This is a genomic window from Paracoccus wurundjeri, from assembly GCF_030678915.1.
In the GTDB taxonomy this organism is placed as follows: domain Bacteria; phylum Pseudomonadota; class Alphaproteobacteria; order Rhodobacterales; family Rhodobacteraceae; genus Paracoccus; species Paracoccus onubensis_A.
This window is the reverse complement of the sequence record NZ_JAUUTZ010000003.1, coordinates 203357-228040: the sequence shown is the minus strand read 5'-3', so window position 1 is coordinate 228040 and position 24684 is coordinate 203357. Positions and strand designations below refer to the sequence as shown.

The 24684-nt window shown below is 63.9% G+C and carries 31 protein-coding genes; 29 read left to right on the top strand and 2 right to left on the bottom strand.

What is annotated here, in order from left to right; translation table 11 throughout:
• The first annotated feature begins 60 nt into the window (after positions 1-60).
• The 26 genes from Q0601_RS05170 (at position 61) to trbF (ending at position 20687) form a co-directional block, all read left to right on the top strand.
• Complete coding sequence (locus Q0601_RS05170) at positions 61-291, top strand: hypothetical protein (RefSeq protein WP_305287817.1); 231 nt, start codon at positions 61-63, stop codon at positions 289-291.
• Positions 292-589: 298 nt separating this feature from the next.
• The gene (locus Q0601_RS05165) at positions 590-1006 is read left to right on the top strand and encodes a hypothetical protein (protein WP_305287815.1); all 417 of its coding nucleotides are present in this window, start codon (positions 590-592) and stop codon (positions 1004-1006) included.
• Between the two features lie 707 nt (positions 1007-1713).
• A complete protein-coding gene (locus tag Q0601_RS05160) occupies positions 1714-2115 on the top strand; it encodes a single-stranded DNA-binding protein (RefSeq protein WP_305287811.1) in 402 nt (133 codons plus the stop codon).
• Positions 2116-2321: 206 nt separating this feature from the next.
• Positions 2322-2582, top strand: a complete 261-nt coding sequence (locus tag Q0601_RS05155) for a helix-turn-helix domain-containing protein (protein WP_305287809.1) — start codon at positions 2322-2324, stop codon at positions 2580-2582.
• A 120-nt stretch (positions 2583-2702) separates the two neighbouring features.
• Positions 2703-2966 carry a DUF2285 domain-containing protein gene (locus tag Q0601_RS05150; RefSeq protein WP_305287807.1) on the top strand — a complete coding sequence of 88 codons (264 nt, stop codon included), beginning with the start codon at positions 2703-2705 and terminating at the stop codon, positions 2964-2966.
• Between the two features lie 117 nt (positions 2967-3083).
• The gene (locus Q0601_RS05145) at positions 3084-3308 is read left to right on the top strand and encodes a transcriptional regulator domain-containing protein (RefSeq protein ID WP_305287805.1); all 225 of its coding nucleotides are present in this window, start codon (positions 3084-3086) and stop codon (positions 3306-3308) included.
• Positions 3309-3345: 37 nt separating this feature from the next.
• Positions 3346-3855, top strand: a complete 510-nt coding sequence (locus tag Q0601_RS05140; RefSeq protein WP_305287803.1) for a DUF2285 domain-containing protein — start codon at positions 3346-3348, stop codon at positions 3853-3855.
• Positions 3856-3990: 135 nt separating this feature from the next.
• Positions 3991-4272 carry a helix-turn-helix transcriptional regulator gene (locus Q0601_RS05135; protein WP_305287801.1) on the top strand — a complete coding sequence of 94 codons (282 nt, stop codon included), beginning with the start codon at positions 3991-3993 and terminating at the stop codon, positions 4270-4272.
• 2 nt (positions 4273-4274) lie between these two features.
• On the top strand, positions 4275-5381 hold the full coding sequence (locus Q0601_RS05130) for a replication initiator protein A (protein WP_305287799.1): 1107 nt from the start codon (positions 4275-4277) through the stop codon (positions 5379-5381).
• Positions 5382-5547: 166 nt separating this feature from the next.
• Complete coding sequence (locus tag Q0601_RS05125) at positions 5548-6069, top strand: DUF2840 domain-containing protein (protein WP_305287797.1); 522 nt, start codon at positions 5548-5550, stop codon at positions 6067-6069.
• Entirely contained in the window at positions 6066-6614 is a 549-nt protein-coding gene (locus Q0601_RS05120) for a S26 family signal peptidase (RefSeq protein WP_305287795.1), read from the top strand. Before Q0601_RS05125 ends, Q0601_RS05120 begins: the two co-directional genes overlap by 4 nt.
• Positions 6615-6683: 69 nt before the next feature.
• On the top strand, positions 6684-7019 hold the full coding sequence (locus tag Q0601_RS05115) for a DUF736 domain-containing protein (protein ID WP_305287793.1): 336 nt from the start codon (positions 6684-6686) through the stop codon (positions 7017-7019).
• Positions 7020-7037: 18 nt separating this feature from the next.
• The gene (locus Q0601_RS05110) at positions 7038-7778 is read left to right on the top strand and encodes a lytic transglycosylase domain-containing protein (RefSeq protein WP_305287791.1); all 741 of its coding nucleotides are present in this window, start codon (positions 7038-7040) and stop codon (positions 7776-7778) included.
• A 247-nt stretch (positions 7779-8025) separates the two neighbouring features.
• Positions 8026-9813, top strand: coding sequence for a relaxase/mobilization nuclease domain-containing protein (locus Q0601_RS05105; RefSeq protein WP_305287789.1), 1788 nt, complete (start codon positions 8026-8028; stop codon positions 9811-9813).
• 15 nt (positions 9814-9828) lie between these two features.
• Positions 9829-11829, top strand: coding sequence for a conjugal transfer protein TraG (locus Q0601_RS05100; RefSeq protein ID WP_305287787.1), 2001 nt, complete (start codon positions 9829-9831; stop codon positions 11827-11829).
• A gap of 8 nt (positions 11830-11837) precedes the next feature.
• Positions 11838-12272 (top strand): ribbon-helix-helix protein, CopG family, encoded by a 435-nt coding sequence (locus Q0601_RS05095; RefSeq protein WP_305287785.1) that lies wholly within the window; start codon positions 11838-11840, stop codon positions 12270-12272.
• A gap of 138 nt (positions 12273-12410) precedes the next feature.
• A complete protein-coding gene (locus Q0601_RS05090; protein ID WP_305287783.1) occupies positions 12411-12623 on the top strand; it encodes an AbrB/MazE/SpoVT family DNA-binding domain-containing protein in 213 nt (70 codons plus the stop codon).
• Complete coding sequence (locus Q0601_RS05085) at positions 12623-12997, top strand: type II toxin-antitoxin system VapC family toxin (RefSeq protein WP_305287781.1); 375 nt, start codon at positions 12623-12625, stop codon at positions 12995-12997. The genes Q0601_RS05090 and Q0601_RS05085 overlap by 1 nt, the downstream gene beginning before the upstream one ends.
• Positions 12998-13408: 411 nt before the next feature.
• Complete coding sequence (gene trbB, locus Q0601_RS05080) at positions 13409-14344, top strand: P-type conjugative transfer ATPase TrbB (protein ID WP_441847969.1); 936 nt, start codon at positions 13409-13411, stop codon at positions 14342-14344.
• Positions 14341-14670, top strand: a complete 330-nt coding sequence (locus Q0601_RS05075) for a TrbC/VirB2 family type IV secretion system protein (RefSeq protein WP_305287777.1) — start codon at positions 14341-14343, stop codon at positions 14668-14670. Before trbB ends, Q0601_RS05075 begins: the two co-directional genes overlap by 4 nt.
• Positions 14670-14951 (top strand): VirB3 family type IV secretion system protein, encoded by a 282-nt coding sequence (locus tag Q0601_RS05070; protein ID WP_305287775.1) that lies wholly within the window; start codon positions 14670-14672, stop codon positions 14949-14951. The genes Q0601_RS05075 and Q0601_RS05070 overlap by 1 nt, the downstream gene beginning before the upstream one ends.
• Before the next feature lie 13 nt (positions 14952-14964).
• Positions 14965-17535: a conjugal transfer protein TrbE gene (trbE, locus tag Q0601_RS05065; RefSeq protein WP_305287773.1), complete on the top strand. Its 2571-nt coding sequence runs from the start codon at positions 14965-14967 to the stop codon at positions 17533-17535.
• Between the two features lie 47 nt (positions 17536-17582).
• Entirely contained in the window at positions 17583-18329 is a 747-nt protein-coding gene (gene trbJ / locus Q0601_RS05060) for a P-type conjugative transfer protein TrbJ (RefSeq protein ID WP_305287894.1), read from the top strand.
• A gap of 21 nt (positions 18330-18350) precedes the next feature.
• Positions 18351-18638, top strand: a complete 288-nt coding sequence (gene trbK-alt, locus Q0601_RS05055) for a putative entry exclusion protein TrbK-alt (protein WP_305287770.1) — start codon at positions 18351-18353, stop codon at positions 18636-18638.
• Positions 18639-18642: 4 nt separating this feature from the next.
• Positions 18643-20001 carry a P-type conjugative transfer protein TrbL gene (gene trbL, locus Q0601_RS05050; protein WP_305287768.1) on the top strand — a complete coding sequence of 453 codons (1359 nt, stop codon included), beginning with the start codon at positions 18643-18645 and terminating at the stop codon, positions 19999-20001.
• The gene (trbF, locus tag Q0601_RS05045) at positions 19998-20687 is read left to right on the top strand and encodes a conjugal transfer protein TrbF (RefSeq protein ID WP_305287766.1); all 690 of its coding nucleotides are present in this window, start codon (positions 19998-20000) and stop codon (positions 20685-20687) included. The genes trbL and trbF overlap by 4 nt, the downstream gene beginning before the upstream one ends.
• Positions 20688-20695: 8 nt before the next feature.
• On the opposite strand, the gene Q0601_RS05040 is transcribed toward trbF, so the two are convergent.
• Entirely contained in the window at positions 20696-21061 is a 366-nt protein-coding gene (locus tag Q0601_RS05040) for a cupin domain-containing protein (protein ID WP_305287764.1), read from the bottom strand.
• On the opposite strand from Q0601_RS05040, the gene trbG reads away from it, so the two are divergent.
• Genes trbG through Q0601_RS05025 form a run of 3 tightly spaced genes read left to right on the top strand, consistent with a single transcriptional unit; the run spans position 21050 to position 23501 of the window.
• Positions 21050-22081 carry a P-type conjugative transfer protein TrbG gene (trbG, locus tag Q0601_RS05035; protein WP_305287763.1) on the top strand — a complete coding sequence of 344 codons (1032 nt, stop codon included), beginning with the start codon at positions 21050-21052 and terminating at the stop codon, positions 22079-22081. The two genes, Q0601_RS05040 and trbG, sit on opposite strands and share 12 nt — an antisense overlap.
• Entirely contained in the window at positions 22078-23211 is a 1134-nt protein-coding gene (locus tag Q0601_RS05030) for a TraB/TrbI/VirB10 family type IV secretion system protein (protein ID WP_305287761.1), read from the top strand. Before trbG ends, Q0601_RS05030 begins: the two co-directional genes overlap by 4 nt.
• 2 nt (positions 23212-23213) lie before the next feature.
• On the top strand, positions 23214-23501 hold the full coding sequence (locus Q0601_RS05025) for a DUF2274 domain-containing protein (RefSeq protein WP_441847967.1): 288 nt from the start codon (positions 23214-23216) through the stop codon (positions 23499-23501).
• Here Q0601_RS05025 and Q0601_RS05020 read toward each other — a convergent pair.
• Positions 23495-24649 (bottom strand): LysR family transcriptional regulator, encoded by a 1155-nt coding sequence (locus Q0601_RS05020; protein WP_305287757.1) that lies wholly within the window; start codon positions 24647-24649, stop codon positions 23495-23497. The genes Q0601_RS05025 and Q0601_RS05020 overlap by 7 nt on opposite strands.
• Between the last annotated feature and the right edge of the window lie 35 nt (positions 24650-24684).

Sequence of the window (24684 nt, the reverse complement as noted above, 5' to 3'; positions counted from 1 at the left end):
CCGCCGAACCATATAGAACTGTATTTGGATATGACAGAGGCCGCTATTCTGGAAACGGCCATGGCAGCACTCATTGGCTTGCACGTTATGTCGCTACCCGAGCACATTGCTCATCCTAAGGATGATATTAGCTTCATTTGGAAAGCAGACAGCACCGTTGTCATCAATATTTCGCTTTGGCAACAGATGGCCCCACCTTTCGCACATGCCGTTATTGTTCTGATACTGGCATGCAAAGATGCTAGAGTTATTGATGTAATGGACGTAAAACGCGTGAGTTTCGGGGCATAGCCGGAAACTCGGTACGACTATCAGGCGCAAGCGCAATCATGAATAATCATACGCATGGACGGCCTATCGGGATCACTCTATAGGTCCTGCTCTGCCTGCTGGAAACTGGATCGTTTGGGATAGCTGTGGCAGGTCAGAGCCTGAGGGTCTCGACTTCCCGTTGAAGCCGGGTTCACTTGACTGAGCTGCCCATCCAGTATTTCATACCATTGCAGAACCGGCGAAACAGCTTAGTCGCAGGCGGAGCGTACCCTCTGGCAGCCTGACGTGATCTTCAATCACCTGACCGGAGGCTTCCATGACGCTGATCCTGCTTGCCATCTTGCTGACCATTGTCGCCTGTGTGATCGCCTATCATCTCGCGATCTGGGCCTTGCCCGTGATGGTCGCCATCACTGCCGCACAATATGCCTGGACGGCCGGAGCCAGTGTTCTGATGTCGGGCTTTGCCGCCATCGGTGCCGCGCTCCTGTCGATTGCGCTGGTGATCGTGGTGCTCGGCTTTGCGAAGAACCCGGTCCTGCGCGTCATCGCGCTCACGGGATTTGCGGTACCCGCGATGATCGCCGGCTATGCGCTTGTCCATGACATCACGAAGAATCTCATCGACTCGGGTGTCGCCGTCAATCTGCTTGGCGAAATTGGCGGCCTGGTCATCGGCATTTCGGCCATTGCCCAATTGAATGCGCTTGGTGAGTCGGTCTTCTCGTATTGAACCACTGCTATTACTCGCGATACGCGTGGGTTGACCTGGCGGCTTGCACCGCCGGGGGCCCGGTTTTTCGCGCAGAAACAGAAAATCATTTCACTATCGGGTCGTTGCCATCCTTTTCGGTCCATGTTGCCCGGACTGGAAACTCGACCATCGGCAGAGAATTCGCAAAGCGGATTGGTCAATCTCTGCCGCGCCAGCCCATTTCGTTCCGTGGAAGAGGCCGCAGGCAGCTTCTGCCGATCTTCTCGCAATATCGCCGGACCGGGTCATCAATGGCCGATATCAGGGCAATGCGATTCCGCGCCCCGGACCCGATTGCTTGATCGCTCTCGTTCCTAAGAACCTGACCTTCCTGCGGAAAACGCGGGTCTGGTTGGAGATGGGGGAGATACTGCTGTTCGAGATGCTGCGGGGTTTCCGGGGCCTGACCTGATTACTTTTTCCGGCATGGATACCGGTTTGGCTGAGCATCTCCGTTTTGCTCCCGAATGCACCAATCCCTCCTCCTGATCGATCCCCTGAGCCCGTTCGGTTTCCTCCGGCAACCCCCGCGGCTCCGGACCGTGTTGGCGCGAAGCGCCTGCCCGCACCACTCCGGGCCTTGGGGGCAGGCCGCCGATGGATCGGCGGTTGCAGCTGTCTCCCGACGGTCTCGGCCGGGTCTCATCGGAGGGATGGTCCCTCCGAAGAAGCAACGGAGAAAACCCATGCAAAATATCGTTATCCTCGCTGGCAATATCGGTCAGGCGCCCGAAACCCGCACCACCCAGGGCGGCACCGCCATCACCCATTTCACCCTGGCCACCTCGCGCCCCCGCTATGCGGAAGGTAAGGTTCTCCGCGACGAGAACGGCTACCGGGTCCAGGACACAGAATGGCACCGCATCACCTGCTTCAACGGCCTCGGCAAGACGATCCAGCAATATTGCGAGAAGGGCATGAAGCTTCTGGTGCGCGGCCGCATCCACTACTCGAAATGGACCGACCAGCAGGGTGTTGACCGCTATGGCTGCGAGATCATCGCCGAAACGGTCGATTTCCTGAGCCGGGCCAGGCAGACCGAAAGTGATGACGGCAATTACATCGATGATGATGACGTGCCGTTCTGAGCGAAACAACAAGAAACCCGACGGCGCAAGCCGCCGGGTTTTCCCATGCTTTTCGGCACATCCGCCACTTCTCCTGCCATGCACAGAATCACTGCCCTCGGCCGGATCCTACAGATCATCGATTATGGGTCGATTTTCTTATAAACTACGACTATTATAGCTGTAGTTCTGGCATGCGGCTGAATGTCCGTAGGAGGTGATCATGCATGATCACCGCCCAACAGACACGGGCCGCGCGCGCATTACTGGGCTGGACACAGGAGATGCTCGCTGACGAGGCCAAGATATCGCTGACCGCGCTCAAGCGCATGGAGTCGGCCAATGGCCTGCGCGTGTTTGAAAGCACCGCCGACCAAGTGCGCCGCGCACTGGAGGCAGCAGGGATCGTCTTCATCAATTCTGGCCCGCATATCGGGGTGATGATCGATGAATCGCGAAGACAATCCCAGGATCGGAAACCGGCATGAACCTGCCCTGGTCGTTCCATTGCATTCATCCGTAATGTTTCCCGGTTTACCGGCCATATCCGCGCGATATTGTACGTGTGATTCTGATCCGCGGGGTCAGGTTCACGGGGATGGCGAGAAATGACGGCGCCGAAATTTCGTGACGAAGCCCCGGCAGGCGATCTGCTCACCGACTACGACCGCGAGCATGTCAAGCTCTATGTCCGCCTGCTCGATGCCGAAGCCGACGGCGCGGAATGGGAGGAAGCCGTCAAGGTACTGTTCGGAATCGATCCCGAACTCGAGCCTGACCGCGCCCGCCGGGTTCATGCCGGCCATCTGGCCCGCGCGCATTGGATGTCGGAACACGGCTACAAGATCCTGCGCCAGGACCGTCCCGGCTGAGCCGGCGCCTTGCCGGCAGCGCAAGGCGGTTTGCGGCGGTGCGGGCTTGCCCCCTGGCAGCGCCATCGCAATAATTTCTCCCCTGAATTGTATCACCTGTCCCACGAGAGAAATGCCATGAGACCCGATACGTCGCACTGGCACATGGATGCCGCCTATGATGACATCGACCATGCCGGGGTCGATCATCTTGCCTGGGAATGCCTGAGGCGGAATCGCGACTACCAGGCGGATTACACTGAGCTTCGGCGCATTGGCACTCTCGACGATCCACTGCCCGCAGCGATGGAGGCCCGTTGGGGCCTGCGATTTCCCGGCCCGACCGGAATTATCTGCCACTGATCAGCCCGTCTTCTGGAGCGAGGCGGCCGACACGGCCGTGCTGCGCCTGGTCACAGGCATTCCACCCCCGCATATCGGTGTGACCAACCTCCGGGCCTTCCTCTCCGGCGAGACAAGGATAGCGCCGGAGGAACTGCATATCCTTCTGCGCGAGATCGGGCCGGGTCTGCATCTCATCGCGGATCCCGCCTGCAATCCGGATGATCCCCTGGCCGTGCTGATTCCGCTCGATCGCGACGGGCTCGACCGCCTCGCGGCACTCGACCGGCTGCTCCGCCATCTCAACGGCTACCAGGTGCCACCCGACCGGCGCATGACGGCACAGCAGCGCCGCCGGCTGAAAGCCATGCTGCGGGCGGTCGATGGCCGGGAGAACCATGCCAGCCAACGCGAAATCGCCGGAGTTCTCTTCGGCGCCGAGCGGATCGCCGAGGAGCACTGGCAAACCTCGCCCCTGCGCGATGCCGTGCGCGATCTGCTCAAGGATGGGACGAAAATGATCGCGGGCGGCTACCGCAAACTCCTGCGCTTTCGCCGCCGTTTCTGACCGATACCACGATCGGTGGTGGGAGAAATTGACCCCCATCAAATTCGCCCTCCCTCCACGATCATTTCCTTCGCCACCATGGCCCGTGTTCGCCGCTCGATGTGAGCGGCATCCTTCACATCCACGGAGCCATCCATGTACCCCGAACACGCTCTTCTGCCGCCACGCTTTCTGCGCACCCGCGACGCCGCCGATTTCCTCGGCCTCTCCCCCCGCACCCTCGAAAAGCACCGCACCTATGGAACGGGACCACTGTTTCGCAAGCTTGGCGGGCGTGTCGTCTATGCGATCGACGAGCTCGAGGCCTGGGCCGACAAGGGCAGACTCACATCGACCTCGGACCCGCGCGGCGAGATACGTCCAGCCAAGCGTCAGGATCCGAATCCGGACCCCCATATGGCCCGGGGCGGGCGCTGAGCGTGTCCGCAGAAATGTCCCCGCACCGTGATCCCGCCTCCGGGCGCGCCGGCCTCGATCCCTTCATCGTGGCCACCGGCGACGCCAGTCCACGCGATCAGCGGGATCTCATGGAACGACCCTTCTTCTCACTGGCCAAGGCCAAACGAACCACCCCCATCCGCTATGCCTCGGGTGACGTACAGGTCGAGGTCTTTGCCGTGCCCGAACATGGCATGGCGACGATCTGGGACGCGGATGTGCTGATCTGGGCGGCGAGCCAGATCGTCGCGGCCAGGAACCACGGCCTCGACACGTCGCCCTTTCTGCGTTTCATGCCCTATCAGCTGCTGACGGCAACAGGGCGCGGCACCGGGATCCGTGCCTACGAGCTTCTGAAGAAAGCGCTCGTCCGGCTGCAATCGACCTCGATCCGCACGACGATCCGTCACGACCGGCATTGGCGGCGGCACCAATTCTCCTGGATCAGCGAATGGGAGCAACTGACACGCCATGATGGGCGTGTCGAGGGCATGGAGCTTGTTTTGCCCGATTGGTTCTACCGCGGCGTCATTGACCGAACACTCGTTCTGGCAATTGATCCCGCCTATTTCCGCCTGACAGGCGGGCTGGAGCGCTGGCTCTACCGTGTCGCACGCAAACATGCCGGGCATCAGTCGCGGGGCTGGCGTTTCGATTTCGCCCATCTGCACGAAAAATCCGGCAGCCTCGTGCGTCCCTCGGATTTTGCGCTCCAGATACGCCGTCTTGTCCTGCGCCAACCATTGCCGGGCTACCGGCTCACCCGCCAGCTCGATGGCCGGCGCGAGATACTCCATATCCGGCCCGCAGGCTCCTGTGGAAAAGCTGTGAATGGCATCTGTATTCCGCACGCAGGTCCCACCTGTACTTCGCACGCAGGACAGTCTGAGCTCCGCACGCAGGGAGCGCAGCTAAACCTTTGGCCGGAGAGCCAGAATCCGGCCCGTAACTTATCTAACATTAAAGACTCTAACTGTAGTAGGAGCGCGCAGGCTGGGGAAAACCATTCCGCCCCCCGGACAGGACACGCGCCTGCGAAAGCCAATGATCGGTGGCCCCCGAAGAAAAAATCGGGGGGCGATCAATGAATAAATGGTCCTCGCAATCCGCGAATATGGCCCTTGATCATGAGATTGGCTGCATCGCGGTCGCAGATTCAGCACTGCGCGTCAGGCACGCTCGTACCGTGACCGTTGCCGCCCGCCTCCCCGATCCGCTTCTGCCCGCATGTCCTCCGGCCCAGGGAGGAGTAGGATGAGCAGCAGGTTTATCGACCGCCAACTGGACGAGCATGCAGGGCCGGAAAACACGCCGGTTTGCACCACGCTGGTCGATCTGACCTGGCAGGAAGGCCGGATCGAGCATTGGCTCCGCTTCGGCCACCCGATCTGTGAGCGCATTCACGACCATCACCATCGCACCGTCGGTTTCGCATCCGGAGATATTTTTGCCTTCATGCGCTGGGTTGCCAATGAGTACGGCACGATCATGTCGCGGATCGACATCCTGCGCGGCATCGCGCGCGGTGAGCCGTACCAGGTATTGCCTTGCATCCGCCCTGGCGCGGATATCCTGCTGCGGCTCAATGGCTGGCCAAAGGTCGAACGCGTACTCCAGCTCATCGACGGGATCGAGGCGCTCGGCATCGATCCGGCTGACGCGGCGCCGGAATACTGGCGGCATGTCCATAATCGCCTGAATATCGGTGTGGAGCCCCGAGATTACACGGCTGATCAGCATCGCGCCTGGCTTGCACGGCGGAGGATCCTGTCATGAGCCAATGCCGTCTCACGCTCTTCGCCATGCTCGCATCTGTCGCGCTGATCGCAGTCCCGATGATCACCGGACACGCACCGCGCCTGATCTGGAACGCCTCGGCCAGCGTGCCGACCGGCCTCTATATCGCCCGCCCCGCGGAACATAATCATCGCGATGACCTGGTCACCGTCATGCCGCCCGATAGTCTCGCCGCTTTGCTTGATGATCGCGGGTACCTGCCGCGCGGTGTGCCACTGATCAAACAGGTCGCGGCGTTGCCGGGCGCCGAGATCTGCAGGACCGATCAGACCATCAGCGTAGATGGGCACAGTTATGGCACGGCCCGGCTACGCGATCGGCTCGGCCGCGAACTGCCGCGCTGGCAGGGCTGCCGCAGGCTCACCGAGGGCGAGGTGTTCCTCATGAACCGCGGCGTTCCCGACAGTCTCGACGGGCGCTATTTCGGCCCCCTGCCCCGCATCTCCATCACCGCCCGGCTCACGCCGCTTTGGATCGACGCGACAGGCGACGGGCATTTCGAATGGCGGGCGTCGATGCGGTGAACGCCCCCTCCCCGGTCGGCGTGTTGCACGCGACCTGCCACCATAACCGCAAGCGAAAGGATCATCTCCATGCCCCAGATCGGCCAATTCATCCGCACCTCATCCGGATATTCCGGACGCATCCGCACGCTCACGCTTGATCTCGAACTCGTCTTCGTTCCGACCGATGATACCGAGACCGACAACGCGCCGAGCTACCGACTGCATCTCGGCGACGGTGACGGCCCCGAGATAGGTGCGGGCTGGACGCATATCGGCGATCGCGCCGGGACCTATCTCTCGGTGCTGCTCGATGACCCCGTTTTCGCGCATCCGATCCGCGCGCGCCTGTTCCAGGCCGACAAGGATGGGCGCGACTGGGGGCTGCACTGGACGCGCCCCAAAAAACGCGGGGAGCGGGACTGAACCATGCCCGCATGCTGCATGTCCCGAACAGCCTGGCGGCGCGGCGCGAGCCGCCGCCTCGCCTGCCTACTTCTTTCCGGCCTTGTCCTTGGCCCCGCATCGACAGCCGTCGCGCAGGCACGGCCCGTGCAGGCCGAGCATCCACAGATCGACAGCCCTTACGCCATCCATATCACAGAAGCCGCACGGCACTTCGCCATTCCGGCATCCTGGATTCGCGCCGTTCTCCGCGCCGAAAGCGCGGGCAATCCGCGCGCGGTGTCCTCCGCCGGCGCGCGCGGGCTGATGCAGGTCATGCCCGACACCTGGGCGGAACTGCGCGCGCGATATGATCTCGGACGCGATCCCTTCGATCCGCGCGACAATATTCTCGCCGGCACCGCCTATCTGCGCGAGATGTTCGACCGCTATGGCAATATCGGCGCGATGCTCGCGGCCTATAATGCCGGTCCCGAACGCTATGACGATTACCTCGCGACCGGCCGCGCATTGCCAGCCGAAACCCGCACCTATGTCGCCCGGCTCGCACCGCGTCTCGGCGGCGAAACTCCTCTCGCTGGCATGGTCGCGGCCACGCCGCCGCTCACCGATTGGCGCGACGCGCCGATCTTCATCGCGCAATCGAGCCGCACGGAAACCGCACCGCGAGAGCAAAGCGGGCGCGTTCCGGATGCGCCGCCAGAACCCGAGACCACACTGACATCATCGCCATCGGGTGCGCTATTCGTCACGCGCTCCGCTCCGGGGGATATCCCATGACGGGTATCATGGAATGGCGCAGCATGGCGGGTCACCGGAAAGGCAGGGCGGAAAGACGGGCGGGATGCGGACAGACGACCGGTTTAGGGCAAGATAAAAGCACCTGCGCAAAACACCCACAAGCCATTGGAATGGCTCTGTGTTTTGTGCATATGGCGGTCGGTCGTGCATATCCATCGGTGATTTTCCCTGCAAGATCAGGGGCTCCCCGTATGGGCGGGCCAACTGCATTCATCCGGAGGCTGTCATGAGCACAGATGAGCGTGAGTTTCGCATCCGTCCCGGCAAGCCACGCGCCACGCCGGCGCCACGTCCCAAGAGCTTCATCAACCAGGTGCTGCGCGCGGCCAAACATGCCCGGACCACGGAGAGCGGCACGCGATCCTCGCGCTCGGGAAGCCGCGCCGGTTTGGGAAGTGCTTCGCGGTTCGGGCGCGGCCGCAATGTCTTCGCCCGCAACCGGCTCTTCGGGGCGCAACGTCGCGTCGTTGTCGCGGCGCGTATCGCCCGCCACAAGGGACGCGCGTTTCGCGCCGCGCCAATGTCGGCCCATCTCTCCTATCTCAAGCGCGAGGGCGTCAGCCGGGACGGTGAGCACGGCATCATGTTCGATGCCGAGACCGATCGCGCCGATGATCTCGACTTCACCACCCGCTGCCGGGAGGACCGGCATCATTTCCGCTTCATCATCTCGCCCGAGGATGCGGCCGAGATGGAGGACCTCAAGGGCTTCACCCGCGACCTGGTCCGGCAGATGGAGACCGATCTCGGCACGGGTCTCGACTGGATCGCGGTCGATCACTGGAACACCGACAATCCCCATGTCCATCTGCTGGTGCGCGGCATCGACCGGAGCGGGACGGACCTGGTCATCTCCCGCGACTATATCAGTTCCGGGTTGCGCTCCCGCGCCGAGGACCTGGTCTCGCTCGAATTGGGGCCAAAACCCGAACACGAGGTGCGCCTGGGCCTGGAACGGGAAATGACCGCCGAGCGCTGGACCCGGCTGGACCGCGAGATCCGGTTTCGCACCGATGAGATCGGCTATATCGATCTGCGGCCCGAGGCAAAGGGGCCGGCCGACCCGGACATCCGCCGGCTGATGATCGGCCGTCTCCAGCATCTGCGCAAGCTGGGGCTGGCATCAGAGGCCGGTCCGGGCGAATGGGTGATCGGGCAGGACGCCGAACGCACCCTGCGCGATCTGGGCCAGCGCGGCGATATCATCAAGACCATGCATCGCGCTTTCACGGAGCGCGGACTGGATCGCGGCATCTCCGACTTCGTGATCGATCCCGGCCGGGACGGTCCCCGGGTCATCGGGCGGCTCATCGACAAGGGGCTGCATAACGAATTGACCGGGGAGGCCTATGCCGTGGTCGACGGCACCGATGGCCGGGCCCATCATATCCGGCTGCGCGGCATCGAGGCCTTCGAGCATGCTCCCGATATCGGTGGCATCGTCGAGCTCCGCCGCTTCGGTGGGCCGGAGGATCCGCGCCCCACACTGGTACTCGCCAACCGCTCCGATCTCGATCTCGCGGCGCAGGTCTCCGCCCCCGGCGCCACCTGGCTGGATCACCGGCTGGTCGCGCACGATGCCCTGCCGCTCGCCATGGGCGGGTTCGGCAGGGAGGTGCGCGCGGCGATGGATGCGCGGGCCGAACATCTCGCCGATGAGGGGCTCGCCCGGCGCCAGGGGCAGCGCATCATCCTGCAACGCAACCTGCTGGCAACCCTCCGGAGGCGCGAGCTCGACATGACCGGCCATCGGCTCTCGGCCGAGACCGGAATGTCCCATGTGACGCCACAGGCCGGAGACTATGTGTCCGGCACCTATCGCCGCCAGCTCACTCTCTCATCGGGCCGTTTCGCCATGATCGAGGGACCCGGACCCGACGGGGGCCCCGGCTTCCAGCTCGTGCCCTGGTCCCGCGAAATCGACACCAAGCTCGGCCAGCACATCTCCGGAATCGCGAAAGATGGCGGCGGCATCGACTGGGCGCTGGGGCGCAAGCGCGATCTCGGACTCTGACGAAAGGAACCTTCCATGTCCGGCACGAAAATTCTCTGGGGACAGATCATCCTCGTTTTCCTCATCATCCTGCTGACCTGCTGGGGCGGCACGCAATGGGTGGCCTGGCGCCTCGGCTTCCAGCCACAGCTCGGCGCCCCCTGGTTCGAACTGGCCGGCTGGCCGGTCTATTATCCCCCTGCCCTCTTCTGGTGGTGGTATCTTTTCGAGGCCTATGCGCCGCGCATCTTCCGGGAGGGCGGCATCATCGCGGCCTCGGGCGGTTTCCTGGCAATCGCCGCCGCCATCACGCTGTCGGTCATGCGCGCCCGCGAGGCACGCGAGATCGACACTTACGGATCGGCGAAATGGGCCGACCGGAAAGAGATCGCGCGGGCCGGCCTGCTGGGGCCGGATGGCGTGGTGCTGGGCCGGCATGGCCGGGATTACCTGCGCCATGACGGGCCCGAGCATGTGCTCTGCTTCGCGCCGACCCGGTCAGGCAAGGGCGTCGGTCTCGTCGTGCCCTCGCTGCTGACCTGGCCGGGCTCGGCCATCGTCCATGACATCAAGGGCGAGAACTGGCAGCTGACCGCCGGGTTCCGGTCGCGACATGGCCATGCCCTGCTCTTCGATCCCACCAATGCGGCCTCGGCGGCCTATAATCCGCTCCTCGAGATCCGCCGCGGCGAATGGGAGGTCCGCGACGTCCAGAATATCGCCGATGTGCTGGTCGATCCCGAGGGCTCGCTGGAAAAGCGCAATCACTGGGAGAAGACCTCGCATGCCCTGCTGGTGGGCGCGATCCTGCATGTCCTATATGCCGAAACGGACAAGACGCTGGCCGGGGTGGCCGCGTTCCTCTCCGATCCGCGCCATCCGATCGAAGTCACGCTGAAGGCGATGATGACGACGCGTCATCTCGGCGAAGCCGGCCCCCATCCGGTCGTCGCCTCGACCGCGCGCGAGTTGCTGAACAAATCCGACAATGAACGCTCCGGTGTCCTTTCCACCGCGATGTCCTTTCTCGGGCTCTATCGCGACCCCGTCGTCGCCAAAGTCACCTCGCGCTGCGACTGGCACATCGCCGACCTGATTGCCGGTGAGCAGCCGGCCACGCTCTATCTCGTCGTGCCGCCCTCGGATATCTCGCGCACCAAGCCGCTGATCCGGCTGGTTCTCAACCAGATCGGCCGGCGCCTGACCGAGGATCTGCATGCGACGGACCGCAAGCATCGTGTGTTGATGATGCTGGACGAGTTCCCTGCCCTTGGCCGGCTGGATTTCTTCGAATCTGCGCTCGCCTTCATGGCCGGCTACGGGATCAAGTCGTTCCTGATCGCCCAATCCCTCAACCAGATCGAGAAAGCCTATGGGCAGAACAATGCGATCCTCGACAACTGCCATGTCCGGGTGAGTTTCGCGACCAATGACGAACGCACCGCCAAGCGGGTCTCCGATGCGCTCGGCACCGCCACCGAGATGAAGGCCATGCAGAACTATGCCGGCAGCCGGCTGGCGCCCTGGCTCGGCCATATCATGGTCTCGCGCTCCGAGACCGCACGCCAACTCATGACACCCGGCGAAATCATGCAGCTTCCTGCAGACGACGAGATCGTCATGGTCGCCGGCACCCCGCCGGTTCGGGCGAAGAAGGCCCGCTATTTCGAGGACCATCGCTTCACCGAGCGGATCCTGCCGCCGCCCGATCCGGCCGGGATCGCGATCTCGGCAGGGGTCGACAGCTGGTCGGCGCTCGCACCGAAACAGCCCGATGCCGATCTCGCGGCAGCGGCAAGGACGATCGGTCATAAGCCCGAGGACAAGGCCAATGCCAGCCTGCGGCGGGAACCGGACCTGCCCGAACATGTCGAGGTGGTTCACGAGAAGAAGGCACCGGCGCCGGAAAGCGAGTTCACCATGATGCTCGATGAGGAATCTGCGGACAGCACCCGCCAGCGAAGGGCCCTGCAGCGGCAGATGAACGGGCTCGCGCGAACGACCTCACTCGACCCCGATGACGGGATGGAGCTCTAGAAGCCGATATGCGCAGACGCCTTTGCCTCACCCTGCCCGCCGATCTGCTCGACCGGCTCGACGATCTCGCCCAGCGAAAGAAGCTGTCGCGATCCGCCGTGGCCGAAGCAGCCATCGCCTCCTTTCTCTCGCCCGATGCCCAGGATATGCGCGAGGCCGCCTTTACCCGGCGACTTGATCGTCTCTCGCGCCAAAGCGCAAGGCTTGAACGCGATCTGCGCATCATCGCCGATACGCTGGCGCTCTTCATCCGCTTCTGGCTGACGATCACTCCGCCGCTGGCGGCGGAAGACCAGGCGGCCGCGCAGGTCAAGGGACGCGAGCGTTTCGAGAGTTTCGTGGAAACCCTCGGCAGGCGTCTGCAGCAGGGCGGCGGTTTCCTGGCCGAGATACCGCAGGATGTTACCGGGCAGGATGATCCGTCAGCCGGAAAGTCCGGATGAATTCCCGTTCGAATGGCATTGATGCGATGGCATATCCCATCTCCGCTTGCCCAAATCTGAGATGGGATCGATCCGCCATCTTGAACTGGCCCTCCGGATATCTTACGTTTCCCGCATCGATCATGAAAGGGTATGAAGATGCCGGAGACCGCAACCCTGTCCTCGAAGTTCCAGATATCGATCCCCAAGGCGATCCGCACCGCCCATCACTGGGAAGCGGGCCTGACCTTCGCCTTCATCCCCAAGGGCACCGGTGTGCTGCTCGTCCCGGTGCCGAAGCGGGAGGCATTGAAGGGCTTGGCGAAGGGGGCTTCGGCCACGGATTACCGCGACCGGTCGGATCGCTTCTGATGGTGCTCGTCGATACCTCGGCCTGGATCGAATGGCTGACAGGTTCTCCGACCGGAGAGCAGGTGGCCGAGCATCTGCCCGAGCGCGCCGACTGGCTGGTTCCCACCATGGTACAGTTGGAACTCGCCAAATGGCTGACCCGGGAGGTCGGCGAGGACAAGGCGGACCAGGTCATTGCCTTTACCCAGGTCTGCCAGGTGGCTCCGCTCGACACGGAAATCGCCCTCGCGGCCGCCGAAGCCTGCCGCAAGCACAGACTGGCGACCGCGGATGCGACCATATTCGCCACCGCGCAGGCGCATGATGCGATGCTGCTGACCTGCGACAAGCATTTCGACGGCCTTCCGGCCGTCACTCTCATCGAGAAGATATAGCGCCGGTCCAAGACCGAGAGGCATGATCATCCGGGGCCGCTCGGGAACTTCCCTGGACGATCTGGTGGACCATACGCTCCGCCCTGTCCGGGCTTACACCACTCTTCGTCGGTGCGCATTGATCAGTCCCTGAGAATTCGCGCTCGAACGGTGCCGGACATGGCGAATACTCCATTCTGATTCGCGGCCCGGCCCGGCAACGCCCCCCGTCTCGCGGAACCGATTCCGCCGTTCTCCTGTAATTGCACGCCAGGCTACGACGCCCGTCTGAAACCTGTTGAACCCCCGCAAAATCAGGTTCTTTTACTTGTCCCCGATCCAGGGTCGCCTGTTGGAGGCGCCCACAAGCGGAACGGGGACGGCATGGTGGATACGCATCGGAAACCGGCGGCATTGGAGCGCGGAGCCCGCATGCTCCGGACCGCGCTCGGGCCGGCGATCGCGCGGTTTCTGGACGATCCCGTGACCGTCGAGGTGATGCTCAACCCCGACGGGCGGCTCTGGATCGACCGGCTCACCGAAGGGCTGACGGACACCGGCGAGATGATGTCCCCCGCCGATGGTGAACGGATCATCCGGCTGGTGGCGCATCATGTCGGCGCCGAGACCCATGCCGGGGCGCCACGGGTTTCTGCCGAACTGCCGGAGAGTGGCGAGCGCTTCGAGGGCCTGCTGCCGCCGGTGGTCGCGGCGCCCGCCTTCGCGATCCGCAAGCCTGCCGTGGCGGTCTTCACGCTCGAGGATTATGTCACGGGCGGGATCATGACCCGGTTGCAGGCCGAGGCGCTGCGGCTGGGCGTGGCCACCCATGCCAATATCCTTGTTGCCGGCGGCACCTCGACCGGCAAGACCACGCTGACCAATGCGCTTCTGGCCGAAGTCGCCAGGAGCACCGACCGCGTCGTCCTCATCGAGGATACGCGGGAACTGCAATGCGCTGCACCCAATCTCGTCGCCATGCGCACGAAGCATGGCGTGGCGACACTTTCCGATCTCGTCCGGTCCGCGCTGCGCCTGCGCCCCGACCGGATTCCGATCGGCGAGGTGCGGGGTCCGGAAGCGCTCGACCTGTTGAAAGCCTGGGGCACCGGCCATCCGGGCGGTATCGGCACCATCCATGCCGGTTCGGCGATCGGCGCGCTGCGCCGCATGGAGCAGCTGATCCAGGAGGCGGTGATCACCGTCCCGCGGGCGCTGATCGCCGAGACAATCGGTCTGATCGCCGTGCTCTCGGGGCGCGGATCGGCCCGCCGCCTCTCTGAGCTCGCCCGTGTCGACGGGCTCACTCCGGATGGCGATTACGCCATCACGCCTGTCATTCCTCATGATCAAGGAGATCCCGCATGATCCGTCATGCCCTGCGCATCCGTCACCATATCGCCACTGCGGCGATGATCACCTGGGTCAGCCTCACGGCCCGGGCCGCCCATGCTTCGGGTTCCTCGATGCCCTGGGAGGCACCGCTGCAATCGATCCTCGAATCCATCGAGGGGCCGGTGGCCAAGATCATCGCGGTGATCATTATCATCATGACCGGGCTGACGCTCGCCTTCGGCGATACCGGCGGCGGGTTCCGGCGGCTGATCCAGATCGTCTTCGGCATCTCCATCGCCTTCGCGGCCAGTTCCTTCTTCCTCAGCTTCTTCAGCTTCGGCGGTGGAGCCCTGATCTGATGGCCGCCAGCTTTGAACAGCTTGACGCGGTGCCGGGCTTCTCCGTCCCGGTGCATCGCGCGCTCACCGAGCCGATCCTGCTCGGCGGGGCGCCACGGAGCATCGCGATCCTGAACGGCACGCTGGCCGGTGCCGTGGGCCTCGGGCTCCAGCTCTGGCTCGCCGGGCTGGTGATCTGGGCTGTCGGTCATATCGCCGCTGTCTGGGCGGCGAAGCGCGATCCGCTCTTCGTCGAGGTCGCGCGACGGCATCTGCGCCTGCCAAGCCATCTTGCGGTGTGAGGGGGCCAAACGCATGATGAATCTCGCCGAATATCGCCGCCATGCCACCCGCCTCGCCGATTACCTGCCCTGGGCGGCCCTGATCAGCGAGGGCGTGGTACTGAACAAGGATGGATCGTTCCAGCGGACGGCGCGGTTCCGGGGACCGGACCTGGAGTCCTCGGTCGCCGCCGAACTGGCGGCGGTCGCCGGCCGCATCAACAATGCCTTCCGCCGCCTCGGCTCCGGCTGGGCGATCTTCGTAGAGGCGCAGCGCAGCGAGGCGGCCAGTTATCCGGGCAGCATGTTTCCCGATACGGCCTCGGCTCTGGTCGACGCCGAGCGGAAAGCGGGCTTTGAGGAAGACAGCAGCCATTTCGACTCCCGCTATTATCTCACCTTCCTGTGGCTGCCGCCCGCCGAGGATGCGGCGCGAGCCGAGAGCTGGCTCTATGAGGGCCGCGAAAGCGCGGGCGTGAATCCCTGGGAATTGCTGCGCGGATTTGCCGATCAGACCGACCGGGTGCTGGCGCTGCTCGACGGCTTCATGCCGGAATGCCGCTGGCTCGATGATGGCGAGACGCTGAGCTATCTGCATTCGACGATTTCCACCAACCGGCAGCGCGTGGGCGTGCCCGAGATCCCGATGCATCTCGATGCGCTCTTGGCCGACCAGCCGCTTCTCGGCGGGCTGGAGCCGCGGCTGGGCGATCATCATCTGCGGGTGTTGACCATCACCGGCTTTCCGGGCGCGACCACGCCCGGCATTCTCGACGATCTGAACCGGCTCGCCTTCCCCTATCGCTGGTCGACCCGCGCCATCCTGATGGACAAACCGGATGCGACACGGCTGCTGACGAAGATCAGGCGCCAATGGTTCGCCAAGCGCAAATCTATCGCCGCGATCCTGAAAGAGGTGATGACCAATGAGCCATCGGCGCTGGTCGACACAGATGCGGCGAACAAGGCGGCGGATGCCGATCTGGCGCTGCAGGAGCTCGGCGCCGATACGGCCGGCATGGCATATGTCACCGCCACGGTGACTGTCTGGGACACCGAGCCCCGCGTCGCCGACGAGAAGCTGCGGCTGGTGGAAAAAATCATCCAGGGGCGGGATTTCACCGCCATGACGGAAAGTGTCAATGCGGTAGATGCCTGGCTCGGGAGCCTACCGGGACATGCCTATGCCAATATCCGCCAGCCACCGATCAGCACCTTGAATCTCGCCCATATGATCCCGCTCTCGGCCGTCTGGGCGGGCGAGGCGTGGGACGCGCATTTCCAAGATGCGCCGCTGCTCTACGGCCGGACCGAGGGCGCGACCCCGTTCCGGTTCTCCCTGCATGTCGGCGATGTCGGACACACGCTGGTCGTCGGTCCGACCGGTGCCGGCAAATCCGTGCTGCTGGCGCTCATGGCGATGCAGTTCCGCCGCTATGAAGGAAGTCAGGTCTTCGCCTTCGATTTCGGCGGTAGCATTCGCGCCTCGGCACTGGCCATGGGCGGCGACTGGCACGATCTCGGCGGCGGGCTGACGGAAAGTGAAGAGGTTTCCGTTTCGCTGCAGCCGCTCGCCCGCATCGATGAGACTTATGAACGTGCCTGGGCCGCCGGTTGGATCGTGGCCATTCTCACACGCGAGGGCATCCGGATCACCCCGGAGGTGAAGGAGCATCTCTGGACAGCACTGACCTCGCTCGCCTCGGCGCCGATCGAAGAACGGACCCTCACCGGACTCGCGGTGCTGTTGCAGGCGAATGATCTGAAACAGGCGCTGCGCCCCTATTGCATCGGCGGGGCTTACGGCCGATTGCTCGATGCCGAGACCGAGCATCTGGGCCATGCGGATGTTCAGGCCTTCGAGATCAAGGGGCTGGTCGGCACCGGCGCGGCCCCCGCCGTGCTGTCCTATCTCTTCCACCGCATCGGTGACCGGCTCGATGGCAGACCTACGCTGCTGATCATCGATGAGGGCTGGCTGGCGCTGGATGACCAGGGTTTTGCGGAGCAACTGCGCGAATGGCTGAAGACGCTGCGCAAGAGGAACGCCTCTGTCATCTTCGCCACGCAAAGCCTCTCGGATATCGACCAGTCCCCCATCGCGCCGGCGATTATTGAGTCCTGCCCGACGCGGCTGCTGTTGCCGAATGAACGCGCCATCGAGCCGCAGATCCTGCGTGTCTATCGCCGTTTCGGTCTCAATGACCGGCAGATCGAGATCCTCGCCCGGGCCACGCCGAAACGCGATTATTACTGCCAGTCCCGGCGCGGCAACCGGCTCTTTGAGCTGGGGCTCGCAGAGATCGGTCTCGCGCTCTGCGCGGCGTCATCCAAATCCGACCAGGCGCTGATCACGCAAATTCTCGCGGAACATGGCCGCGACGGGTTCCTGGCCGCCTGGCTCAGGGCGCGCGGCGTCGCCTGGGCCGCCGATCTGATCCCCGAGCTCACCAATCTCGCGGCCGGGACGGAAGAGCCGGCAAGGGAAAGCACATCACGGTCCGATGATGCCCGTGCGCCCGGCGAGGATGAGGCCATTTCGGCGGTATCCAATACCGAATTCGCCACAGACGAGGACATGACCGAAGAGGAGATCAATCCGTGACACACAAATTCAACCTCGCCCCGCGCCGCCGGCGCCATCGGTTTCGGGTGGCTGGCGTCGTAATCGTTTCCTTGGCACTAGTAACATCAGTTTTGAGCACACCCGCCCATGCCCTGTTCGGCATCGGCGGCGGACCCCTGATTGTCTATGACCCGCAGAACCATGCCGAGAATATTCTCTCGGCGGCGCGGGCACTCGAGCAGATCAACAACCAGGTCACCTCGCTGCAGAACGAGGCGCAGATGCTGATCAACCAGGCCCGCAATCTCGAAAGCCTGCCCTATAGCGCGCTGCAGCAACTGCAACAGAATGTCGATGAGACCAGGCAGCTGCTCGGTGAGGCCCAGAACATCGCCTTCGATGTCGAGAACATCGACCAGGCGTTTCAGCAGGATTACGGGGAACTTTCGCTTTCGGCGACGGATCAGCAGCTTCTCACGGATGCCCGTGCTCGCTGGGAAACCACTGTCGGTGGCTTGCAGGACGCCATGCGCGTGCAGGCCGGTGCCGTCGGCCATATCGACAGCAACCGCGCCGAGATGGCCGCGCTGGTCGATGAAAGCCAGGATGCCGTTGGCGCGCTCCAGGCCACCCAGGCCGGGAACCAGTTGCTGGCGCTGCAGTCGCAGCAGCTCTCCGACCTGGTCGCGGTGATGTCCGCCAATGGCCGCGCGACAGCGCTGCTCGAGGCCGAGCGCGCCACGGCCGCCGAGCAGGGCCGCATTCAGCGCGAGCGGTTCCTGGCGCCCGGTTCCGGCTACCGGCCGGGCCATGCCCGCATGTTCAGCGAGTGATGACCGGCGGAGGCGAATGCCATGCATGATCCGTTCTGGCCGCGTGTTCTCGCGATCCTGCTGCTCGCCGTGGCCATGACGGTGACCGTGATCCAGTTGCAGGAGTCTGGCGATCTGCCGGAGTCACCCGGGCCGGAGATTCGCCTGCTGCCCGAGGATCCGCTGCACACGGAACAGCGCCGCTGTCAGCAAATGGGGAAGGCGGCCGCGAAGGACGAAAAATGCTTGAACATCTGGGCCGCGCCCCGCGACCGGTTCCGGGGCAAGACGCCGGACCCGGTCGCCCCACAGGAACACGAGGGACAGTGATCGCATGGAAAGCACCGGCGTCATCGATCAATTCCTGGAGGTGTTCACCTCCTATATCGATTCCGGCTTCGGTCTGCTGGGCGGCGAGGTGGCGTTCATCGCCAGCACGCTGATCGTCATCGATGTGACGCTGGCCGCACTCTTCTGGGCCTGGGGCGCCGAGGACGATATCATCGCAAGGCTGGTGAAGAAAACGCTCTTCGTCGGCGTCTTCGCTTATATCATCTCGAACTGGAACAATCTTGCCCGGATCACTTTCGAGAGTTTTGCCGGTCTCGGCCTGATGGCCTCGGGCACCGGCTTCACCAATGCCGATCTGATGCGGCCCGGCCGGGTCGCCCAGACCGGGCTCGATGCCGGACGGCCGCTGCTGGAATCCATCTCCGATCTGATGGGCTGGGTGGCGTTTTTCGAGAACTTCATCCAGATCGCCTGCCTGCTCTTCGCCTGGGCGCTGGTGATCCTCGCCTTCTTCATCCTCTCCGTGCAGCTCTTCGTCACCCTGATCGAGTTCAAGCTCACGACACTGGTGGGATTCGTGCTAATCCCCTTCGGGCTCTTCGGCAAGACCGCCTTCATGGCCGAGCGGGTGCTGGGCAATGTCGTCTCCTCCGGTATCAAGGTGATGGTACTCGCGGTGATCATCGGCATCGGCTCGACGCTCTTCGGTCAGTTCACCCGGGGCTTCGGCGGTGTCACCCCGACGATCGATGAGGCGATGGCGATCGTGCTGGCCGCACTGTCGCTGCTGGGCTTGGGGATTTTCGGGCCCGGCATCGCCACCGGGCTGGTCTCCGGCGGCCCGCAACTGGGTGCCGGTGCTGCCGCCGGTACCGGGCTGGCGGTTGGCGGCGCAGCTGCAGCTGCTTGCGGAGCCGCAACGCTTGCGGCCGGCGGGGGTGCGGCCGCGCTGTCCGGAGGTGCAGCTGCCGCACGTGGCGGCGCGGCGCTTGCCGGTGGCGCCGCCACCGCCTACCGGCTCGGAACCGGCGGACAATCCGGCATCGGCGGGGCTGTATCCGGTCTCGGCGGTGTCGGGCGCGCTGCAGGCAGAGCCGCCATCTCGCCCCTGAAGCGGGTCACCGCCCGCGCCGGGGACAGCATGAAGACCAACTATGCGCAGGGTGCCAAATCCAGCATCGCGGCCACCGGCGGCAGTTCCACCATGGGCACGGTGGGTGGGAACGAGTCTTCTGCGCCAAGTAATTCTGTCGCTGCCGGCACTGCACCCGGCTGGGCGCAGCGCCTGCGCCGCCATCCGGGGCTCGGCCAGGGCGCAAGGGTGACCGCCCATGCCGTCCGCGCGGGCGACAGCCACGGCCCCGGCGCCTCCGTCAATCTCTCCGAAAGTACTCGCCCATGAACATCTTCAGACGCCCAACCACGCATTACGGCAGGACCCCGGAGCCCGAGACACCCTATCAAAAGGCCGCGCAAGCCTGGGACGAGCGCATTGGCTCGGCCCGGGTGCAGGCAAGGAACTGGCGTTACATGGCCTTCGGTTGCCTGGTCCTCTCGGCGGGGTTTGCCGCGGCCCTGGTCTGGCAATCGGCGCGCGGCACCGTGGTCCCCTGGGTGGTGCAGGTCGATGCGCTGGGCGAGGCACAGGCGGTGGCGCCCGCCGATGCCGATTATCAGCCGACCGATCCGCAGATCGCCTTCCATCTCGGCCGTTTCATCGAGCAGACCCGCGGGTTGCCCGCCGATCCGGTGATCCTGCGCCAGAACTGGCTGCGCGCCTACGCGTTCACCAGTGATCGTGGCGCGGCGGCATTGAATGATTATGCCCGTGCCGATGATCCGTTTGCCAAGGTCGGCGAGGAACAGGTCTCGGTGGAGGTGTCATCCGTCATCCGGGCCTCGCCGAATTCTTTCCGCGTCGCCTGGACCGAGCGCCACTACGAGAATGGCCAGCAATCAGGCACCGAACGCTGGACCGCGATCCTGACCATCGTCATCCAGACCCCGCGCACCGCCGAGCGCCTGCGCGCCAATCCCCTCGGCATCTATGTCAATGCCATCAGCTGGTCGCGGGAGATGAGCCAATGAGAACCGTTTCAGATCGTCACGCCTTGCGGCGCCGTGAAGCTCTCATCGGTGACATTGCCGGTGTTCAGGACCTCGGCGGGCTCGAAGATCAGGATCTCCGCCTCCTCATCGGCCGCAGTACGGTGCTCGACGCCGCGCGGAACGACGACAAACTCTCCCGGTCCCATGTCACAGACCCGGTCGCGGAACTCCACCCGGAAGCGTCCCTTCCAGACCAGGAACATTTCTTCGCAATCCTCATGATGATGCCAGGGAAAGACACCCTGAACCTTGACGATCTTCATCTCCTGCCCGTTGAGGCTGGCGATTACTTTCGGGCGCCAATGCTCCGAGAACAGCGAAAATTTTTCGGCAATATCTCCATGCTGCACCATCTGTTGCCTTCTCCCCAAAAACATTTGCGTCAGCGTCTCATATACGGATTGAGCATCGTCTTTGCCACTCTGGCGCTGACCGGCTGCGCCACGAACAAGCCGCCGCAATTCCGCTATGACGATCATGTCCCGCCCCTGCCGGACCCGCCCGCGGTGGAGGCGGATACAGTGCCCGAACCGTTGCACAGGCCGCCCTCCTGGACACCCGCGAAAGGCGGCGTGGCGGCGGGCACGCCAGCTTCGCAGGTCGCGAATGCCAATGCCGCGGCCCGCGTCGAGCCGCGCCGGGAGGGCTATTACAACGCCATCCAGGTCTATCCCTGGTCGGAGGGCGCCCTCTACCAGGTCTATGCCGCACCCGGGCAGATCACCGATATCGCGCTGGAGCCCGGCGAGACCCTCGCCGGCACGGGCCCGATCGCGGCGGGCGATACCACCCGCTGGATCATCGGCGATACGACAAGCGGGTCCGGGGCAGACGCCCGCATCCATGTGCTGGTCAAGCCGACCCGGCCCGATATCTCGACCAACCTGGTCATCAGCACCGACCGGCGCAGCTACATGATCGAGCTGCGCGCCAGCGAGGAGACCTGGATGCCGGCCGTGTCCTGGGATTATCCGCAGTCGCGGATCACGCGGCGCGCCACCGCGGCGCGGCCAGCCATTCCGGAAACCTCGGCACGCAATTACCGCTACGGGCTGCAGATTCCGGGCGACAGCCCGCCCTGGCGGCCCGTCTCCGTCTTCGATGATGGCCGCCATGTCTATGTCGTCTTCCCACCCGGCATCGTGCAGGGCGAGATGCCACCCATCTTCGTGCTGGGGCCGGATGGCACACCGCAAATCGTCAACAGCCGGGTCTCCCGCAATATGCTGATCGTCGACCGGCTGTTTGCGGCCGCCGAACTGCGGCTCGGCAGTGGCGATCGCCAGCAACTGGTGCGGATCGTCAGGATCGCACCGACACAGACCAAGGCTTCGGCAAGGGGTGATATGGGCAAGGGAGGCGCGTCATCATGAGCGGGACCGATACCGCTGCGCGAATGCGGATGCCCCCGAACCCGCCGCGCGTCACCCGCCTGTCTCGCAAATTGCTCATCGCTGTCGGTGCCGTGGTCTTGCTCGGGATTTGTGCGGCATTGATCTATGCGCTGCAGACCCGCGAAGCAGCACCGGGCGGTGAGGAGCTCTACTCGACCCAAAATCGGCCCACGGCGGATGGTCTCGCGGAACTGCCATCTGATTATACCGGCCCGGAACTCGGGCCGGCCCTGCCCGGCGATCTCGGTGGGCCGATCCTGAAAGCGCAGCAGCAGGGAAAGCCGGTCGACCTGTCCACCGTCACCACGCGGACGGTCGATCCGGAGGAAGAACGCCGCCGCGCCGAGGCAGAGGCTGCGAGGCTCAGCGGGGTGTTCTTCGAGACCGGGCCAGATACCGGGACTGCGGCAGCCGGTGTCGCCCGGTCGGGTCTGGCCGGTCTCGCCGGGCAACCCGGTTCGGCGGTCGGACAGGATGGACGGCGCGCTTTTCTCGACGGTCCGGTGGATCGGCCGGTGGTGGCGCCGGATCGCGTCACGGCACCGGCTTCGCCCTATATCTTGCAGGCGGGTTCCGTCATCCCGGCGGCGCTCATCACCGGCATCCGCTCCGATCTGCCCGGCCAGATCACCGCCCAGGTCACCGAACCCGTCTATGACAGTCCGACCGGCTCGATCCTTCTGATCCCCCAGGGCACCCGGCTCATCGGCGCATATGATGACAGTGTCGGTTTCGGGCAGCGCCGGGTGCTGCTGGTGTGGACCCGGCTGATTTTCCCGGATGGCCGCTCGCTCGTGCTGGAGCGCCTGTCGGGTGCGGACGCGAGCGGCTATGCCGGGCTCGAGGATGGTGTCGATCACCATTGGTGGGATCTGATGAAAGCCGCGGGCCTGTCCACGCTGCTCGCGGCCGGCACTGAGCTCGCGAGTGACAACGAGGACCGCCTCACCCGCGCCATCCGCGAGGGCGCAGTCGATACCATCGATGACACCGGCCAGCAGATCGTCCAGCGGCAGCTGCAGGTAGAGCCGACACTGACCATCCGGCCGGGGTTTCCGGTGCGGGTGATAGTTGGCCGCGATTTGATCATCGAACCTGATGGAGCATGATGATGTCCAAACTGAAACTCGGACCACTGCCCAAACTCGGCACCGTGAAAATCACCCTTTCCCTGCCCGAGCCGCTCAAAGAAGAGCTTGATCTCTATGCCACAGAGCACAGCCGTCTCTACGAGCCGGTTGATACCGCGGCGCTGATCCCGCATATGCTGGAGGCTTTCCCGCGCTCCGATCGCGGTTGGAGGAGTCGGAAATCGAAAGCGCAACTGCGATCACCGCCCGCGGCAAAATCAGTCGGGGCTGATCTCGGCACACGCCCCGGATCGCAATCCAATTACTGATCACTGAGATCATCGCGGCGTTTCGACGACAGCACCTTCGCGAAACTGATGAAGCGTCGCAATGCCGGGTTATCGTTATCCGGCGACCAAATAGCGCTGAACGGAATAATATCCTCTTCTGCCGTCAGCGGAACCAGTGCAAGCCCCGGGAAGGCCATGCTCGTCCAGCCCTCCGAAACCACTGTGATCCCCTCGCCAATCGCCACCATATGCATGAGTGTTTCCTGAATCACCGGGCGATAGGCAATACTTGGATATGTGCTGTAATCGGCGATGCGTCGGATGATATAGTCATGGACCTCCGGGCCGGGATCATGTGTCGATATGATAAACTGCTCATCTCGAAGATGGGACCAGTCCAGGGCATCCTTGCCGGCAAAGGGATGATCAGCAGCGAGCGCGACATGTACCCGCTCGCGCCAAAGCTCAAACACATCGCAACCGCCTATCTGATCGTTGCCGGTCAGGAAAACCATGTCAAGTTCACGGGATCGAAGCGCGCGCAAATGCTCGCGCCGCCCACCATCAACGACGGCGAGATGGACACCGTCGAAGGCTTGCCGGAACGAAGTGATCAGGTCCCGCAGGAACCCGCCTGCCAGCGTGGTAATAATCCCGATCCGGACAGTTCCTTCCTCGACCCGCCCGGCAGCACCCGCATGCTGCAGAGCAGATTCAATCATTTGCAGGGCCGGAACGATCTCTCCAAGAAACCGGCGACCGGCATCCGTGAGACGGACACCGCTCGTCGTTCGCTCGAACAGCGACACACCAATCTCGTCCTCAAAGGATCGGACATTGCGGCTGATCGTTGAGACACGCATGCCGAGCACCCGGGCCGCCCGCGAGAAACTCAGTTCGTCATGGGCCGCAAGCACATACCGCAATGGCCGCAGATCGAAGGACAAACCATCCTCAGTCATCATATATCCTCGCAAATCTTCTCCAGCGGTACGCCTGCGATCATGTTGGTAAGCATGAGGCGAACTTGCGGGCTCGAAAGCGTTGCTGCGGCCTGGGATGCTGATGCCATGGATCATTGGGCATGATAAATACAACGATGCGCCCGGAACGGAGACGGTTGACACGGTGGCGGCAACAGGCTGACCCAAATATCTGCCGATATGCGGGACGGGCCAGCCGTTCATGGAGGCACCGCGCACCATCCCGGTAAGCCGGTTCC